The 15840-nt window shown below is 36.5% G+C and carries 10 protein-coding genes and 3 pseudogenes; 6 read left to right on the top strand and 7 right to left on the bottom strand.

The features are described from left to right. Window positions 1-168 precede the first annotated feature (168 nt). The 7 genes and pseudogenes from rsmG to rpmH all read right to left on the bottom strand — a co-directional run bounded on the left by rsmG (window position 169) and on the right by rpmH (window position 6573). Window positions 169-887, bottom strand: a pseudogene (rsmG, locus tag ACEWFJ_RS01505) (16S rRNA (guanine(527)-N(7))-methyltransferase RsmG). Window positions 888-908: 21 nt separating this feature from the next. Further along, entirely contained in the window at window positions 909-2798 is a 1890-nt protein-coding gene (gene mnmG, locus ACEWFJ_RS01500; protein ID WP_473690106.1) for a tRNA uridine-5-carboxymethylaminomethyl(34) synthesis enzyme MnmG, read from the bottom strand. A gap of 19 nt (window positions 2799-2817) precedes the next feature. Next, window positions 2818-4194, bottom strand: coding sequence for a tRNA uridine-5-carboxymethylaminomethyl(34) synthesis GTPase MnmE (mnmE, locus tag ACEWFJ_RS01495; protein ID WP_473690105.1), 1377 nt, complete (start codon window positions 4192-4194; stop codon window positions 2818-2820). Between the two features lie 380 nt (window positions 4195-4574). Beyond that, window positions 4575-5192 carry an RNA-binding cell elongation regulator Jag/EloR gene (gene jag, locus ACEWFJ_RS01490; RefSeq protein WP_098310154.1) on the bottom strand — a complete coding sequence of 206 codons (618 nt, stop codon included), beginning with the start codon at window positions 5190-5192 and terminating at the stop codon, window positions 4575-4577. Next, a complete protein-coding gene (gene spoIIIJ, locus ACEWFJ_RS01485; protein ID WP_473690104.1) occupies window positions 5189-5998 on the bottom strand; it encodes a YidC family membrane integrase SpoIIIJ in 810 nt (269 codons plus the stop codon). Before spoIIIJ ends, jag begins: the two co-directional genes overlap by 4 nt. Next, window positions 5995-6360: a ribonuclease P protein component gene (gene rnpA, locus ACEWFJ_RS01480; RefSeq protein WP_098310156.1), complete on the bottom strand. Its 366-nt coding sequence runs from the start codon at window positions 6358-6360 to the stop codon at window positions 5995-5997. Before rnpA ends, spoIIIJ begins: the two co-directional genes overlap by 4 nt. A gap of 78 nt (window positions 6361-6438) precedes the next feature. Beyond that, window positions 6439-6573 (bottom strand): 50S ribosomal protein L34, encoded by a 135-nt coding sequence (gene rpmH / locus ACEWFJ_RS01475; RefSeq protein WP_000831901.1) that lies wholly within the window; start codon window positions 6571-6573, stop codon window positions 6439-6441. Window positions 6574-7134: 561 nt separating this feature from the next. On the opposite strand from rpmH, the pseudogene dnaA reads away from it, so the two are divergent. From dnaA to gyrA, 6 genes and pseudogenes are all read left to right on the top strand, one after another. Then, window positions 7135-8477, top strand: a pseudogene (dnaA, locus tag ACEWFJ_RS01470) (chromosomal replication initiator protein DnaA). A 181-nt stretch (window positions 8478-8658) separates the two neighbouring features. Continuing rightward, entirely contained in the window at window positions 8659-9804 is a 1146-nt protein-coding gene (gene dnaN / locus ACEWFJ_RS01465; RefSeq protein ID WP_473690102.1) for a DNA polymerase III subunit beta, read from the top strand. A gap of 123 nt (window positions 9805-9927) precedes the next feature. Beyond that, a complete protein-coding gene (yaaA, locus tag ACEWFJ_RS01460) occupies window positions 9928-10140 on the top strand; it encodes a S4 domain-containing protein YaaA (protein WP_098310159.1) in 213 nt (70 codons plus the stop codon). 12 nt (window positions 10141-10152) lie between these two features. After that, window positions 10153-11280, top strand: coding sequence for a DNA replication/repair protein RecF (recF, locus tag ACEWFJ_RS01455; protein ID WP_230575663.1), 1128 nt, complete (start codon window positions 10153-10155; stop codon window positions 11278-11280). Between the two features lie 38 nt (window positions 11281-11318). After that, window positions 11319-13240: pseudogene (gyrB, locus tag ACEWFJ_RS01450) on the top strand (DNA topoisomerase (ATP-hydrolyzing) subunit B). Between the two features lie 91 nt (window positions 13241-13331). Continuing rightward, window positions 13332-15806 carry a DNA gyrase subunit A gene (gene gyrA, locus ACEWFJ_RS01445; protein ID WP_473690101.1) on the top strand — a complete coding sequence of 825 codons (2475 nt, stop codon included), beginning with the start codon at window positions 13332-13334 and terminating at the stop codon, window positions 15804-15806. Window positions 15807-15840 lie beyond the last annotated feature (34 nt).

The raw sequence follows: 15840 nt of genomic DNA, 5'->3' as shown, positions 1-15840 counted from the left end.
TCTAACGGACAGTAAGCCCCCGCCTCAATATTGTGAGGAATCCAAAAAGATAGGTGGTGGATAACTGCCTGTAAAAGCCCGATTCGTTCAACTAACCATCAGTAACGATAAACAAACTTACTGATAGAAGCTTCACTTTATATAACTTAATCTTACGTCTAATAAGATTTATTTTTCAATAGGTAATTTATTCGGTGTCCCTGGTTTACGCGGATATTTATTTGGTGTTTTTCTCTTTTTCTCAATTGATAAGATGTTACGTTCACTTTCCTCAAATGGTAATTGGAACGTAGCAATTCCTTTCAATTCGCCACCAAGCACTTGCAGAGCATACTTGCCATTCTCAATTTCTTCGTTTGCGGCGGAACCTTTCATTGCAATAAACGTTCCCCCGACTTTCACAAGCGGTAAACACAATTCACTTAAAACAGAGAGACGAGCAACCGCACGTGCCATTACAATATCAAAAGATTCACGTACGCCTTCTTTTTTCCAAATGTTTCAGCACGATCATGACAAAACGCTACGTCAGTTAATTCTAACTTTGTTGCTAAATGATTTAAAAATGTAATACGTTTTTGCAAGGAATCGACAATTGTGACTTTTAAATTTGGAAAACAGATTTTTAAAGGAATACTAGGAAACCCCGCCCCTGCACCAACGTCACAAACAGAAAATGGCTTTGAAAAATCATGATAGAAAGCAGCTGTAATGGAATCAAAAAAGTGCTTTAAATACACTTCTTCCTTCTCTGTAATTGCTGTTAAGTTCATTTTTTCGTTCCACTCAACTAACGTTTCAAAATAGATTTCAAATTGCTCTAACTGCCTAGCAGAAAGAGTAATACCTCTTTCTACTAGCATAGATTGAAATTGTTCTATATTCATCTCGCTATATCTCCTAACTATTTATTGGTTCGATACTCGTGCAATTTTTCCTTGTTCTATATACACAAGTAAAATGGAAATATCAGCTGGATTTACCCCGGAAATACGAGATGCTTGCCCCATAGATAGCGGACGGACATCTTTTAATTTTTGACGTGCTTCAGAAGCTATTCCAGAAATCGCATCGTAATCAATGTCAACCGGAATCTTTTTGCTTTCCATACGCTTCATACGATCTACTTGTTGTAAGGATTTTTCAATATATCCTTCATATTTAAGCTGAATCTCAACTTGCTCTGCCACTTCATCACTAATCTCTTCTTCACTTGGAGCAAGAAGATGAATATGCTCATATGTCATTTCTGGACGACGTAATAAATCACTCGCACGTATACCATCCTTTAGTTCACTTCCGCCAGCTTCGCGAATTAGCTCTTGTACTTCAGGACGCGGCTTAATAATAATACTTGCTAAACGTTCTTTTTCTTTTTCAATTTGCTCTTTCTTTACTGTAAAACGTTCATATCGCTTTTCTGGAATTAAACCAATTTCATGGCCAATTTCTGTTAAACGCAGGTCTGCGTTGTCATGACGTAATAATAAACGGTATTCTGCACGAGATGTTAATAGACGGTATGGCTCATTTGTACCTTTTGTTACTAAATCATCGATTAAAACGCCAATATATGCATCCGAACGATTTAAAATCACTTCTTTTTTATCTAACGAACGACAGGCTGCATTAATACCCGCCATTAATCCTTGACCGGCAGCTTCCTCATAACCAGATGTTCCATTAATTTGTCCTGCTGTATATAAATTTTCTATTTTTTTTGTTTCAAGTGTTGGCCACAACTGTGTTGGTACAATCGCGTCATATTCAATTGCATATCCTGTACGCATCATTTCTACATTTTCTAAGCCAGGAATGGTCTTTAACATCTCACGTTGTACATCTTCTGGTAGACTTGTTGATAAGCCTTGTACGTATACTTCTTGTGTATTTCGTCCTTCTGGCTCTAAGAAGATTTGATGACGTGGTTTATCGTGGAATCGGACAACCTTATCTTCAATTGAAGGACAATATCTTGGTCCTGTTCCTTTAATCATGCCAGAATACATGGCAGAACGATGTAAATTTCCATCAATTAAACGATGCGTTTCTTCACTTGTATATGTTAACCAACATGGAATTTGATCCATGATGAACTTCGTTGTTTCGAAAGAGAATGCACGTGGTGTATCATCACCTGGTTGAATTTCTGTTTTGCTATAATCAATTGTACTACTATTTACACGCGGAGGCGTACCTGTTTTAAAGCGCACAAGTTCAAATCCAAGTTCTTCTAGATGCTCTGATAATCTCACAGATGGTTGTTGATTATTTGGCCCACTTGAATATTTTAAATCTCCAACAATAATTTCACCGCGTAAAAACGTACCTGTTGTAATAACAACTGTTTTCGCTGTATATTCCGCTCCTGTTTGTGTAACAACACCTTTACATACGCTGTCTTCCACAATTAAGCGCTCAACCATAGCTTGACTCAGTGTTAAATTTGGTGTTTCTTCAATTGTTTTTTTCAATTCATGTTGATACGCAAATTTATCTGCTTGAGCACGAAGCGCACGTACGGCTGGACCTTTTCCTGTGTTTAACATACGCATTTGAATATGTGTTTTATCAATGTTTCTTCCCATTTCACCGCCAAGTGCATCAATTTCGCGAACAACAATTCCCTTTGCAGGTCCACCAACCGAAGGGTTACACGGCATAAATGCAACCATATCTAAGTTAATTGTTAACATTAATGTTTTTGCTCCCATACGAGCTGCCGCTAAACCAGCCTCACACCCCGCATGACCCGCACCGATTACAATAACATCATAAAAACCAGCGTTGTATCCCATTTTCCATTCCTCCTTACGATTACTTTCCTAAACAAAATTGAGAGAATAACTGATCAATTAAACTTTCATGTACAGTGTCTCCCGTAATTTCACCGAGTATTTCCCACGTTCTTGTTAAATCAATTTGCACCATATCAATTGGTACGCCGCTATGAATAGCCTCGATTGCATCACCAATCGTCTTTTCTGCTTGTGCTAATAAACCAATGTGACGCGCATTCGACACATATGTCATATCTGCCGCTTCAATTGCTCCCTCAAAGAAGAGATCAGCAATTGCCTGCTCTAGTTCATCTACACCTTTTTCTTCGATTAAAGCTGTTGTAATAACACGAGCTGAACCAGCTAATTGTGTAACGCGCTCCATATCAATTTGCTGCGGTAAATCTGTTTTATTTACAATAACAATAAAATCTTTTCCTTGCACCGCTCGGAATAATTCTTCATCTTCGTTTGTTAACACTTCGCTATAGTTTACAACTAGAAGAACTAAATCTGCTTTATTCATCATCTCTTTTGAACGCTCTACACCGATTTGTTCTACAATATCCTCTGTTTCACGAATTCCAGCTGTATCAATCAGTTTAAGCGGTACACCGCGTACGTTCACGTATTCTTCAATAACATCTCGAGTCGTTCCTGCTATATCCGTTACAATCGCTTTCTTTTCTTGTACAAGACTATTTAATAAAGATGACTTTCCAACATTCGGTCTTCCAATAATAGCCGTTGCAATTCCTTCACGCAAAATCTTTCCTTGCTTTGAAGTTTGCAATAACTTCCCAATTTCTGATTGAACGTATTCCGCCTTCTCAATCAAAACTCCGTGCGTCATCTCTTCTACATCATCATATTCCGGGTAGTCAATGTTCACTTCTATATGAGCTAATGTTTCCAAAATTTCTTGACGCAGACGACCAATTAGTTTTGATAAACGACCTTCCATTTGGTTAATTGCAACATTCATTGCACGATCTGTTTTCGCACGAATTAAATCCATAACCGCTTCTGCTTGCGATAAATCGATACGTCCATTTAAAAAAGCACGCTTTGTAAACTCCCCTGGCTCTGCCAGGCGAACACCTTGCGATAAAATAAGTTGTAATACTTTATTTACAGAAACAAGGCCACCATGACAATTTACCTCAACGATATCTTCACGCGTAAATGTCTTTGGTGCCCGCATAATTGAAACCATAACTTCTTCAATAACTTTATTTGTATCTAAATCCACAATATGCCCATACTGAATTGTATGAGATGGAACTGTCGTTAAATCTTTCCCTTTAAAAATGCGATTTACCTTCTCTACCGCATCATCTCCACTTACTCGAACAATGGCAATTGCACCTTCTCCAAGAGCTGTGGAAATCGCAGCAATTGTATCAAATTCCATGTTCTTTCACCTCACTTACTTATTTCTCTCTATTTCAACACGATTTTTTCCTTCACTAAATTATTAGGATACCATAACGAAACTGTGTAAAAAAGAATAATAACTTATTTTATTATGTCCCCTCATAAAACGCACTAAACTTATCCACCGTGTATAAGTTTAGTGCGTTTTATTTATCCACAGAAAAATTCCTATCTTCATATTTTATCCAGTAAAAAACCGGCACTCAAATGAGTTACCGGTTTATCCCGCTCTAAAGGACAGTAAAACTCCCACCTCAATCTTCTAAGAAATTCAAAGCAGATAGGCTGCCCATAAAAGCCTGATTCGTTCAACTAGCCAACCATTTAGGATACATCCCTCAGGATGGAAGTTTCACTTTATTTTGGAGATACGACAACATGTCGATGTGGTTCTTTCCCTTCAGATGTCGTAATCACATATGGATGACTCGCAAGTGCTTGATGTATAACTTTTCTTTCAAAAGAAGGCATTGGTTCTAACACAATTCTTTTTTTCGTATTGCTAACTTGCTTTGCTAACCGAAGTGCAAGTGACTCTAGTGTATCTTTTCGTTTATCACGATAATTTTCAGCATCGATTGTTACACCGATATATTGTTTCGTGCTACGATTCGCAACAAGCTTCGTTACATATTGTAAAGAATTTAGTATGTGCCCTCTTTTTCCAATTAACGCACCAACCTCACTACCGGAAAGTGTAAAATGAATTTCACGTCCTTTTACCTCTTTTCCAACAGTTACATCAACATCCATTTCTTTTATGATACTTTTCAAGTAAAGTTCCGCTTCTTCTACAGGATCTTTTTTTACAATAACCTCTACAATAGCAGGACGCCCTCCAATGAAACCGAGAAAAGCCTTTTTACCTTGATCAATGATGCGAATCTCCACTTTATCGCTTGATACTTGTAATTGTTCTAATGCGGATTGCACTGCCTGTTCGACTGTTTGTCCTTTAGCAGTAATCATACTCACTTACTTGATCCTCCTGCCTTACTAGCCTTAAGATCAGGCCCTTTGATCAAATATGTTTGTGCAATACCAAAGATGTTACCTACTACCCAGTAAAGAGATAACGCAGCTGGGAAGTTAATTGCGAAAACTAAAATCATGATAGGCATAAGCCATAACATCATTGCCATTTGTGGATTTTGCCCAGCAGTACCAGCCATTGACAACTTTTGTTGAATAAACGTTGTAATTGCCGCAAGAATTGGCAGAATGTAATATGGATCAGGATGACCTAAGTCAAACCATAAAAAAGTATGTTGTTTAATTTCTGCTGTTCTTATAATCGCATGATAAAATGCAAATAAAATTGGCATTTGAATAAATATTGGTAAACAGCCTGCTAATGGATTTACACCATATTTTTGATACAATTGCATCATTTCTTGTTGCAATTTTTGTTGAGTCGCTTGATCTTTAGAACTATATTTCTCTTTTAATTTTGCCATTTCAGGTTGCAATAATTGCATTGCTTTTGTACTCTTTGTTTGCTTAATCATTAATGGTAGCAACGCAAAACGAATGATAAGAGTTGTAACAACAATCGCTAAACCATAGTTATTGCCAAATAATTTTGCAAAAAACGTGATTAACTGAGAAAGCGGATATACGAAATATTCATTCCAAATTCCTGTACTTTCCGGTGTAATCGGCTGATTGGTTTGATTACAGCCAGCAGAAATTGCCGTGACAGCAATAACCATGACTAGTAAGCTTATCTTTTTTTCACAGCCTACTCCTCCTTGTTTCGGTATGTATATAGTGTAATTCATTTTCCTCTTATTTCGCTATTTTTTGCCAGTTTTACTCCTGAGCGCTGCAGAGCATGAATTAAGCTTTTCTTTAATTGTTCATAGTTCATCTCTGAACAAGGCTTCCTTGCTATTATAACAAAATCCTTTCCAGAATCTATCTCATCTTTTAATTCTGTAAAAGCTTGACGAATCATACGTTTAATACGATTACGCATGACCGCATTCCCTAGTTTTTTACTAACGGAAAGACCAATTCGAAAATATGGTTGATTTGGTTTTTCTAACTGATATACAACAAATTGACGATTGGCATTTGATTTTCCATTTTGAAAAACAGCTTGAAATTCCTCATTCTTCTTTACACGATTCTTTTTCTTCATATCAATTGAACACTCCTGTATTTCGCCAGCGGAAAATTCATAATTACTAGAAAAAAAGACCACTGAACGATCAGTGGCCTACGCAGATAATACTTTTCTACCTTTACGACGACGAGCTGCTAAAACTTTACGTCCGTTCGCTGTGCTCATACGGCTACGGAAACCATGTACTTTGCTACGCTTACGTTTATTTGGTTGATAAGTTCTTTTCATTATATGACACCTCCCTGAGGAATAACTGTTAAAGACAGTCCTATAAATTATAGTTAATTTGGTAGGAGAATGTCAATGCCTCTCGAAATTTTAATAAAATATTCATTTTTTACCTATTCACAACGTTGTTCACAGTATCTTTCATCGGTTGTGGATAATTTTTTTTGCCACTTTTTTATATCCACAAATCATTTTTTGTTTTTACACAGTATATCGTATTGTGGACAAGTTTATTCCACAAGGTATTGATTTTGTGGATAACTTTTTGAAATACATTGCTATTGCTATCTTTTTTTGATATTATAGTTGTGTTTTCACCTTGGACAAGTTTTCCACAACTATTATTTATCCACAATGTGTGAATAACTTGTGGACATGTATAAACACATGTGCATAAGGAGTTTTCCACAATGCGTTTTTTTGTCGAAAACTCTATTTCGTATTTGAACCGCTTTTTCACTTTTAAAAAGTGTTACGTATAAATATACAGTGTTGTTTTGTTGTGTTATACAAACATTAAACACTTTGTTACTTATCATCTTTTGTAAAGGAGGGACAACTTTGGAAAACATTTCAGATTTATGGAATAGCACCTTAAAAGAACTAGAAAAAAAGTGAGTAAGCCTAGTTATGAAACATGGCTTAAATCTACAAAAGCTTATTCTTTAAAAAAGGACGTTTTAACCATTACAGCTCCAAATGAATTTGCACGTGATTGGTTGGAATCCCACTATTCAGATCTTATTGCGGAGACAATCATTCATTTAATGGGAGCAGAGCTTGAGATTCGCTTTATCATTCCACAAAGTCAAACAGAAGAGGAATTTGACTATCCTCCTGTTAAAAAAAATACAACAACGCACGATGAACCTAATCATTTTCCGCAAAGCATGCTCAATCCAAAATATATATTTGATACCTTTGTAATCGGTTCTGGTAATCGCTTTGCCCATGCAGCTTCGTTAGCTGTAGCTGAGGCACCAGCTAAAGCATACAATCCCTTATTTATTTACGGGGGAGTTGGACTTGGAAAAACGCATCTAATGCATGCAATTGGTCATTATGTTATCGAACATAATCCAAACGCAAAGGTCGTTTATCTGTCATCTGAAAAATTTACAAATGAGTTTATTAATTCTATTCGTGATAATAAGGCCGTTGATTTTCGTAATAAATATCGGAACGTCGATGTTCTACTTATAGACGATATTCAATTTCTTGCTGGAAAAGAACAAACACAAGAAGAGTTCTTCCATACATTTAACGCGTTGCACGAAGAAAGTAAGCAAATTGTAATTTCAAGTGATCGTCCGCCAAAAGAAATTCCTACATTAGAAGATCGCTTACGTTCACGCTTTGAATGGGGACTCATTACAGATATTACTCCTCCAGATTTAGAAACAAGGATTGCGATTTTACGCAAGAAAGCAAAAGCTGAAGGTCTGGATATTCCAAATGAAGTTATGCTCTACATCGCAAATCAAATTGACTCTAACATCCGTGAATTGGAAGGTGCTCTAATTCGTGTTGTAGCGTATTCATCTTTAATTAATAAGGATATGAATGCCGATTTAGCTGCTGAGGCACTAAAGCATATTATTCCAAATTCAAAACCAAAAATTATTTCAATTTATGACATCCAAAAAGCTGTAGGGGATGTTTTTCAAGTGAAATTAGAAGACTTTAAAGCGAAAAAGCGTACAAAATCAGTCGCTTTCCCTCGTCAAATTGCAATGTATCTGTCTCGTGAACTAACAGATTCATCCTTACCAAAAATCGGTGAGGAGTTTGGAGGTCGTGATCATACTACAGTCATTCACGCACATGAAAAAATTTCAAAACTGTTAAAAACAGATGCACAATTACAGAGACAGCTTGAAGAGATTCGCGATATTTTAAAGTAATATGATGTGAATAACGTGAATAACTCTCTTTATTTTATGCACAGTCTATCCACATGTAGATAGACTGTTTTTCCGCATTCTAAATGAGTTATCCACATATCCACAAGACCTATTACTATTACTACTAATTTTTTATTATTATTAAATAAAACCAATTTTATACTTGCCGGAGGTTTTCGTTATGCATTTTTCAATTCAAAAAGATTACCTTGTCAGAAGTGTACAAGATGTAATGAAAGCTGTTTCATCTCGTACAACAATTCCAATTCTTACAGGGATTAAAATCGTAGCAAATGAAGAAGGTGTTACATTAACAGGTAGCGATGCAAATATATCCATCGAATCCTTTATCCCAACTGAAGAGGATGGAAAAGAAATTGTAGAAGTCGTACAATCAGGAAGCATTGTTTTACAAGCAAAATATTTTAGTGAAATTGTAAAAAAATTACCGAAAGATACAGTTGAAATTTCTGTAGAAAGTCATTTTATGACGAAAATAAAATCTGGAAAATCCGAGTTTAACTTAAATGGTTTAGACTCAGCTGAATATCCATTGTTACCACAGATTGAAGAACATCATGTATTTCAAATTCCAACGGATCTGTTAAAACATATGATTCGTCAAACTGTTTTTGCTGTATCTACATCAGAAACACGCCCGATCTTGACAGGTGTAAACTGGAAAGTATATAACAGCGAGTTGATTTGTATTGCAACAGATAGTCATCGTTTAGCGCTTCGTAAAGCAAAAATTGCAGGACAAACTATTTTGAATGAATTTCAAGCAAATGTTGTTATTCCAGGAAAAAGTTTAAATGAGTTAAGTAAAATTCTTGATGAATCAGAAGAGATGGTAGATATTGTTATAACGGAGTACCAAGTATTATTCCGGACGAAGCATTTATTGTTCTTCTCTAGATTGTTAGAGGGTAACTATCCTGATACAACAAGACTAATCCCACCAGATAGTAAAACCGATATTTTTGTAAATACAAAAGAATTTTTACAAGCAATTGATCGAGCGTCTTTATTAGCAAGAGATGGACGTAATAATGTTGTGAAATTAGCAACTTTAGAAGATCAAATGTTAGAAATTTCATCGAATTCTCCAGAAATCGGAAAAGTAGTAGAAGAAGTTCAGTGTGAGAAAATTGAAGGAGAAGAATTGAAAATCTCGTTTAGTGCAAAATATATGATGGATGCATTAAAAGCATTGGATAGCACAGAAATCAAAATTAGCTTCACTGGTGCAATGAGACCATTTTTAATTCGTACTGTGAACGATGATTCCATTACTCAATTAATTTTACCAGTACGTACGTACTAAAAAGATAAGGGTTACTAGTGTAGAGGTACTGGTAACCCTTTTGATTTTTCCCTATTACTTTCCTAATGCTTGTTTATTTAGTACAATGAAAGAATGAACACTTTTAGAAAGTGAGCGATTTGTATGAAACATATTCAAATTTCGACAGAATATATTACATTAGGACAATTTTTAAAGCTGGCTGACGTGATTGATACAGGCGGAGCGGTAAAATGGTTTTTACAAGAGTATGAAGTGTATGTGAATAAAGAGCCTGAAAATAGACGAGGGCGAAAATTATATACAAATGATATTGTTGAAATTCCGGGGATCGGAACATTTCAAGTTCAAGGATAAAGGGGGATCCCTTTGTATATTACAGAATTACATTTGCAAAACTATCGCAATTATGAACAGTTAGATCTCTCCTTCGAAGATAAAGTAAACGTAATTATTGGTGAAAATGCGCAAGGAAAGACAAATTTGATGGAAGCGATTTATGTATTAGCGATGGCCAAATCTCATCGAACTTCTAATGATCGTGAACTTATCAGATGGGATGAAGATTGTGGTAAGATAAAAGGGAGACTGCAAAAACGAAATAACTCTTTGTCCTTAGAACTGAACGTTTCCAAAAAAGGGAAAAAGGCAAAGTTAAATCAACTTGAGCAACAAAAATTGAGTCAATATATTGGCGTAATGAATGTTGTTATGTTTGCTCCTGAAGATTTAAACCTTGTAAAGGGAAGTCCTCAAGTACGAAGACGTTTTTTAGATATGGAGCTTGGACAAATAGCTCCTGTATATTTGTATGAGCTAAGTCAATACCAAAAAGTTCTTACACAGCGTAATCATTTGCTCAAAAAAATGCAAGGAAACAGTATGAATGATGAAGCTATGCTAGATGTGTTTACACTTCAACTCGTTGAACATGGTGTAAAAGTATTAAAAAAACGTTTTGAATTTTTACGTTTATTGCAAGAATGGGCAGCTCCAATTCATCGAGGAATTAGCAGGGGACTTGAGGAGCTGGAAATAGTCTATAAACCAAGTATAGATGTATCAGAATCCATGGATTTGTCGAAAATAAAAGAAGTATACTATGAAAGTTTCCAATCTGTGAAACAACGTGAACTCTTCCGTGGTACAACCTTAATTGGGCCTCATCGTGATGATTTACAATTCTTCGTTAATGGTAAAAATGTTCAAGTCTTTGGTTCGCAAGGGCAACAACGAACGACCGCACTTTCCCTAAAGTTAGCTGAAATCGAATTGATTTATTCAGAAGTTAACGAATATCCAATCCTTTTATTAGATGATGTGTTATCAGAACTAGATGATTACAGACAATCACATCTGCTTAATACGATTCAAGGAAAGGTGCAAACGTTTGTGACAACGACAAGTGTTGATGGAATTGAGCATGATACATTAAAACAAGCAAAAACAATTCATGTAACGAACGGCACAGTGGATTGTGGAGAAGAAGATAAATAGCTTCTGTCTAAATGGAAAAGTAGGTGATCTTTGTGTCAATGGAACAAAAACAAATTGAAGAAAACGCATATGACGAAAGTCAAATACAGGTGTTAGAAGGACTAGAAGCAGTTCGAAAACGTCCAGGGATGTATATTGGTTCAACGAGCGGAAAAGGTCTTCATCACCTTGTATGGGAAATTGTTGATAATAGTATTGACGAGGCATTAGCAGGATATTGTGATGAGATTAATCTAGCTATTGAAGAAGACAATAGTATTACAGTAACAGATAATGGCCGTGGTATTCCGGTTGGGATGCACGAGAAAATGGGTCGCCCCGCTGTAGAAGTTATTATGACAGTTCTTCATGCGGGTGGTAAATTTGGTGGCGGCGGTTATAAAGTTTCTGGCGGTTTACATGGTGTAGGTGCTTCTGTCGTGAATGCATTATCAACGGAGTTAGAGGTATTTGTTCATCGTGACGGGCAAATTCATTATCAAAAGTATGAACGTGGTATTCCAGTTGCAGACTTAAAGGTGATTGGGGATACAGATCATACAGGAACAGTAACGCGTTTCAAACCAGATGCAGAAATTTTTACTGAAACTACGGAATATGAATTTGATACGTTAGCAACTCGTTTACGAGAACTAGCGTTTTTAAATCGTAATATTAAACTAACAATTGAAGATAAACGTGAACATAAACAAAAGAAAGAATTCCATTATGAAGGCGGCATTAAGTCTTATGTTGAGCATTTAAATCGCTCTAAAGAACCGATACATGAGGAACCGGTATATGTAGAAGGTTCAAAAGACGGAATTCAAATTGAAGTTGCCCTTCAATATAACGAAGGATATACAACTAACATTTATTCATTTACAAATAACATTCATACGTATGAAGGTGGTACGCATGAAGTTGGATTTAAAACAGCATTAACACGTGTTATTAATGATTATGGTCGAAAAAATAATATTTTAAAAGATGCTGATAGTAATTTAACGGGTGAAGATGTTCGTGAAGGTTTAACGGCTATTGTATCCATTAAACATCCAAATCCGCAATTTGAAGGGCAAACGAAAACGAAACTCGGAAATAGCGAAGCGAGAACAATTACAGAATCAGTTTTCTCTGAAGCACTTGAAAAGTTTTTACTTGAAAACCCAAATGTCGCTCGAAAAATTGTAGATAAGGGAACGATGGCAGCGCGTGCACGTGTAGCGGCGAAAAAGCTCGTGAATTAACACGCAGAAAAAGTGCGCTGGAAGTATCAAGCTTGCCAGGAAAACTTGCAGATTGTTCTTCTAAGGATCCTTCTATTAGTGAAATTTATATCGTAGAGGGTGATTCCGCGGGTGGTTCAGCAAAGCAAGGGCGTGATCGTCACTTCCAAGCGATTTTACCGCTTAAAGGAAAAATTATTAACGTAGAAAAAGCACGTTTAGATAAAATTTTATCAAACGATGAGGTGCGAACAATTATTACTGCGCTTGGCACTGGTATTGGTGGAGATTTCGATATTGAAAAGGCGCGTTATCACAAAGTTATTATTATGACGGATGCTGATGTCGACGGCGCTCATATTCGTACCCTATTATTAACGTTCTTCTACCGTTATATGCGTCAAATTATTGAGCACGGTTATATATATATTGCACAGCCGCCATTATATAAAGTGCAACAAGGTAAGAGAGTTGAGTATGCTTACAACGATAGAGAACTTGAAAATATATTAGTGGAGATTCCGAAACAACCAAAACCAGGTATTCAACGCTATAAAGGTCTTGGAGAAATGAATCCAACGCAGCTATGGGAAACAACAATGGATCCAGAAGTACGTTCACTTCTTCAAGTTTCGCTTCAAGATGCAATTGAAGCAGATGAAACATTTGAAATTTTAATGGGTGATAAAGTTGAACCACGTCGTAACTTTATCCAAGAAAATGCAAAATATGTGAAAAACCTTGATATTTAATGATTGATGACAGGAATCGGAGTATTCCTGTCTTCTACGTATAAATGAACATGGTATATCGATCGGAAATGTAATGAGGAGGTGCTGGTTGATGTCAGACAACCAACAACAAGGCCGAATTCGAGAAATTAATATTAGCCAAGAAATGCGTACCTCGTTTTTAGATTATGCGATGAGCGTTATCGTATCTCGTGCACTGCCAGATGTTCGTGATGGATTAAAACCTGTTCACCGCAGAATTTTATATGCGATGAACGATTTAGGAATTACTGCTGATAAAGCGTATAAGAAGTCTGCGCGTATTGTTGGTGAAGTAATTGGTAAGTATCACCCGCATGGTGATTCAGCTGTATACGAGACAATGGTGCGAATGGCTCAAGACTTTAGTCAACGTTATATGCTAGTAAATGGACATGGTAACTTCGGTTCTGTCGATGGTGATTCGGCAGCTGCGATGCGTTATACAGAGGCAAAAATGTCCAAGATTTCTATGGAACTATTGCGTGATATCACAAAAAATACAATTGATTATCAAGATAACTATGATGGTTCGGAAAGAGAACCAATTGTATTACCTGCGCGCTTTCCTAATTTATTAGTAAATGGTGCAACTGGTATCGCGGTTGGTATGGCAACGAATATTCCTCCGCATCAGCTTGGTGAAGTAATTGATGGGGTATTAGCGTTAAGTCACAATCCAGAGATTACAATCGCAGAATTAATGGAGTATATTCCCGGCCCAGATTTCCCAACAGCTGGTCAAATTCTTGGACGAAGTGGAATTCGAAGAGCGTATGAAACAGGGCGTGGTACAGTAATTCTTCGTGCAAGAGTAGAGATTGAAGAGAAGGCAAATGGGAAACAATCTATTATTGTAACTGAACTACCATATCAAGTGAATAAAGCAAGGTTGATTGAAAAGATTGCGGAGCTTGTTCGAGACAAAAAGATTGATGGTATTACAGATTTACGTGATGAATCAGATCGAAATGGTATGCGTATCGTCATGGAATTACGACGAGATGCAAACGCAAATGTGTTATTGAATAACTTATATAAACATACAGCACTTCAGACAAGCTTTGGTATTAATATGCTATCGCTCGTAAATGGAGAACCAAAAGTATTAAATTTAAAAGAATGTCTATATCATTACCTGGATCATCAGAAGGTCGTTATCCGTAGACGTACTGCATATGAATTAGAGAAAGCAGAAGCTCGTGCTCATATTTTAGAAGGTTTACGCATCGCGTTAGATCATCTTGATGAAGTAATTACTCTAATTCGTAATTCGAAGACAGCAGACATTGCAAAGCAAGGATTAATGGAACGTTTTGGCTTAAGTGAAAAGCAAGCACAAGCAATTTTAGATATGCGTTTGCAACGTTTAACAGGATTAGAGCGTGAAAAAATCGAACAAGAATATCAAGAACTAATTGCGTTGATTGCGGAGCTAAAAGCAATTCTCGCAGATGAAGAGAAAGTTCTTGAAATTATTCGTGAAGAATTAACAGAAGTTAAAGATCGTTTTAATGATACACGAAGATCAGAAATTACAATTGGCGGTATGGAAGCAATCGAGGATGAAGATTTAATTCCAGAGCAAAACATTGTAATCACACTTACTCATAATGGGTATGTGAAACGTTTACCAGCTTCTACGTACAAAACGCAAAATCGTGGCGGGCGTGGAGTTCAAGGTATGGGGACGAACAATGATGATTTTGTAGAACATTTGTTAACAACATCTACACATGATCATATTCTATTCTTCACAAATAAGGGGAAAGTATACCGGACGAAGGGATATGAAATCCCAGAGTATAGCCGTACAGCTAAGGGTATACCAATTATCAACTTATTAGAAGTAGATAAAGATGAATGGGTAAATGCGATTATCCCAATCCGAGAATTTAGCGATGACCATTACTTATTCTTTACGACGAAACAGGGTATTGCAAAAAGAACACCCCTTTCATCGTTTGCTAACATACGTAATAATGGTTTAATTGCAATATCACTTCGTGAAGATGATGAAGTTATTTCTGTTCGATTAACAACAGGCGAAAAAGATATGATTGTGGGAACAAGTAACGGTATGTTAATTCGCTTCCATGAACAAGATGTTCGCTCGATGGGACGCAATGCAGCAGGTGTGAAAGCTATTACGTTAGGTGAGGAAGATCAAGTAGTTGGCATGGAAATCGTTGAAGAAGAAATGGATGTCTTAATTGTAACGAAAAATGGTTATGGTAAGCGGACACCAGTTGAAGAATATCGCCTCCAAAGCCGTGGGGGTAAAGGTCTTAAAACATGTAATATTACAGATAAGAATGGTAAGTTAATTGCTGTTAAGTCTGTAAATGGTGAAGAAGATATTATGCTGATTACAGCAGCAGGTGTTTTAATTCGTATGCCGGTTGATCAAATCTCTCAAATGGGACGTAATACGCAAGGTGTTCGCTTAATTCGTTTAGAAGGCGAGCAAGAAGTAGCGACGGTAGCAAAAACGCAAAAAGAAGATGAAGAAGACATACAAGAAGATCAAGAAAGCTCAGAAGAATAAGGGGATTCTCCTTATTCTTTTTTTTATAAAAAGT

This window comes from Bacillus sp. EA-CB0995, from assembly GCF_055814245.1.
This window is presented reverse-complemented; position numbering and strand designations above follow the sequence as displayed.

Coding starts and splice junctions, on each gene's coding strand:
- mnmG (WP_473690106.1), bottom strand. CDS start 2,798: ATGGGATACAACGCTGGTTTTTATGATGTTATTGTAATCGGTGCGGGT.
- mnmE (WP_473690105.1), bottom strand. CDS start 4,194: ATGGAATTTGATACAATTGCTGCGATTTCCACAGCTCTTGGAGAAGGT.
- spoIIIJ (WP_473690104.1), bottom strand. CDS start 5,998: ATGAATTACACTATATACATACCGAAACAAGGAGGAGTAGGCTGTGAA.
- rnpA (WP_098310156.1), bottom strand. CDS start 6,360: ATGAAGAAAAAGAATCGTGTAAAGAAGAATGAGGAATTTCAAGCTGTT.
- rpmH (WP_000831901.1), bottom strand. CDS start 6,573: ATGAAAAGAACTTATCAACCAAATAAACGTAAGCGTAGCAAAGTACAT.
- dnaN (WP_473690102.1), top strand. CDS start 8,659: ATGCATTTTTCAATTCAAAAAGATTACCTTGTCAGAAGTGTACAAGAT.
- yaaA (WP_098310159.1), top strand. CDS start 9,928: ATGAAACATATTCAAATTTCGACAGAATATATTACATTAGGACAATTT.
- gyrA (WP_473690101.1), top strand. CDS start 13,332: ATGTCAGACAACCAACAACAAGGCCGAATTCGAGAAATTAATATTAGC.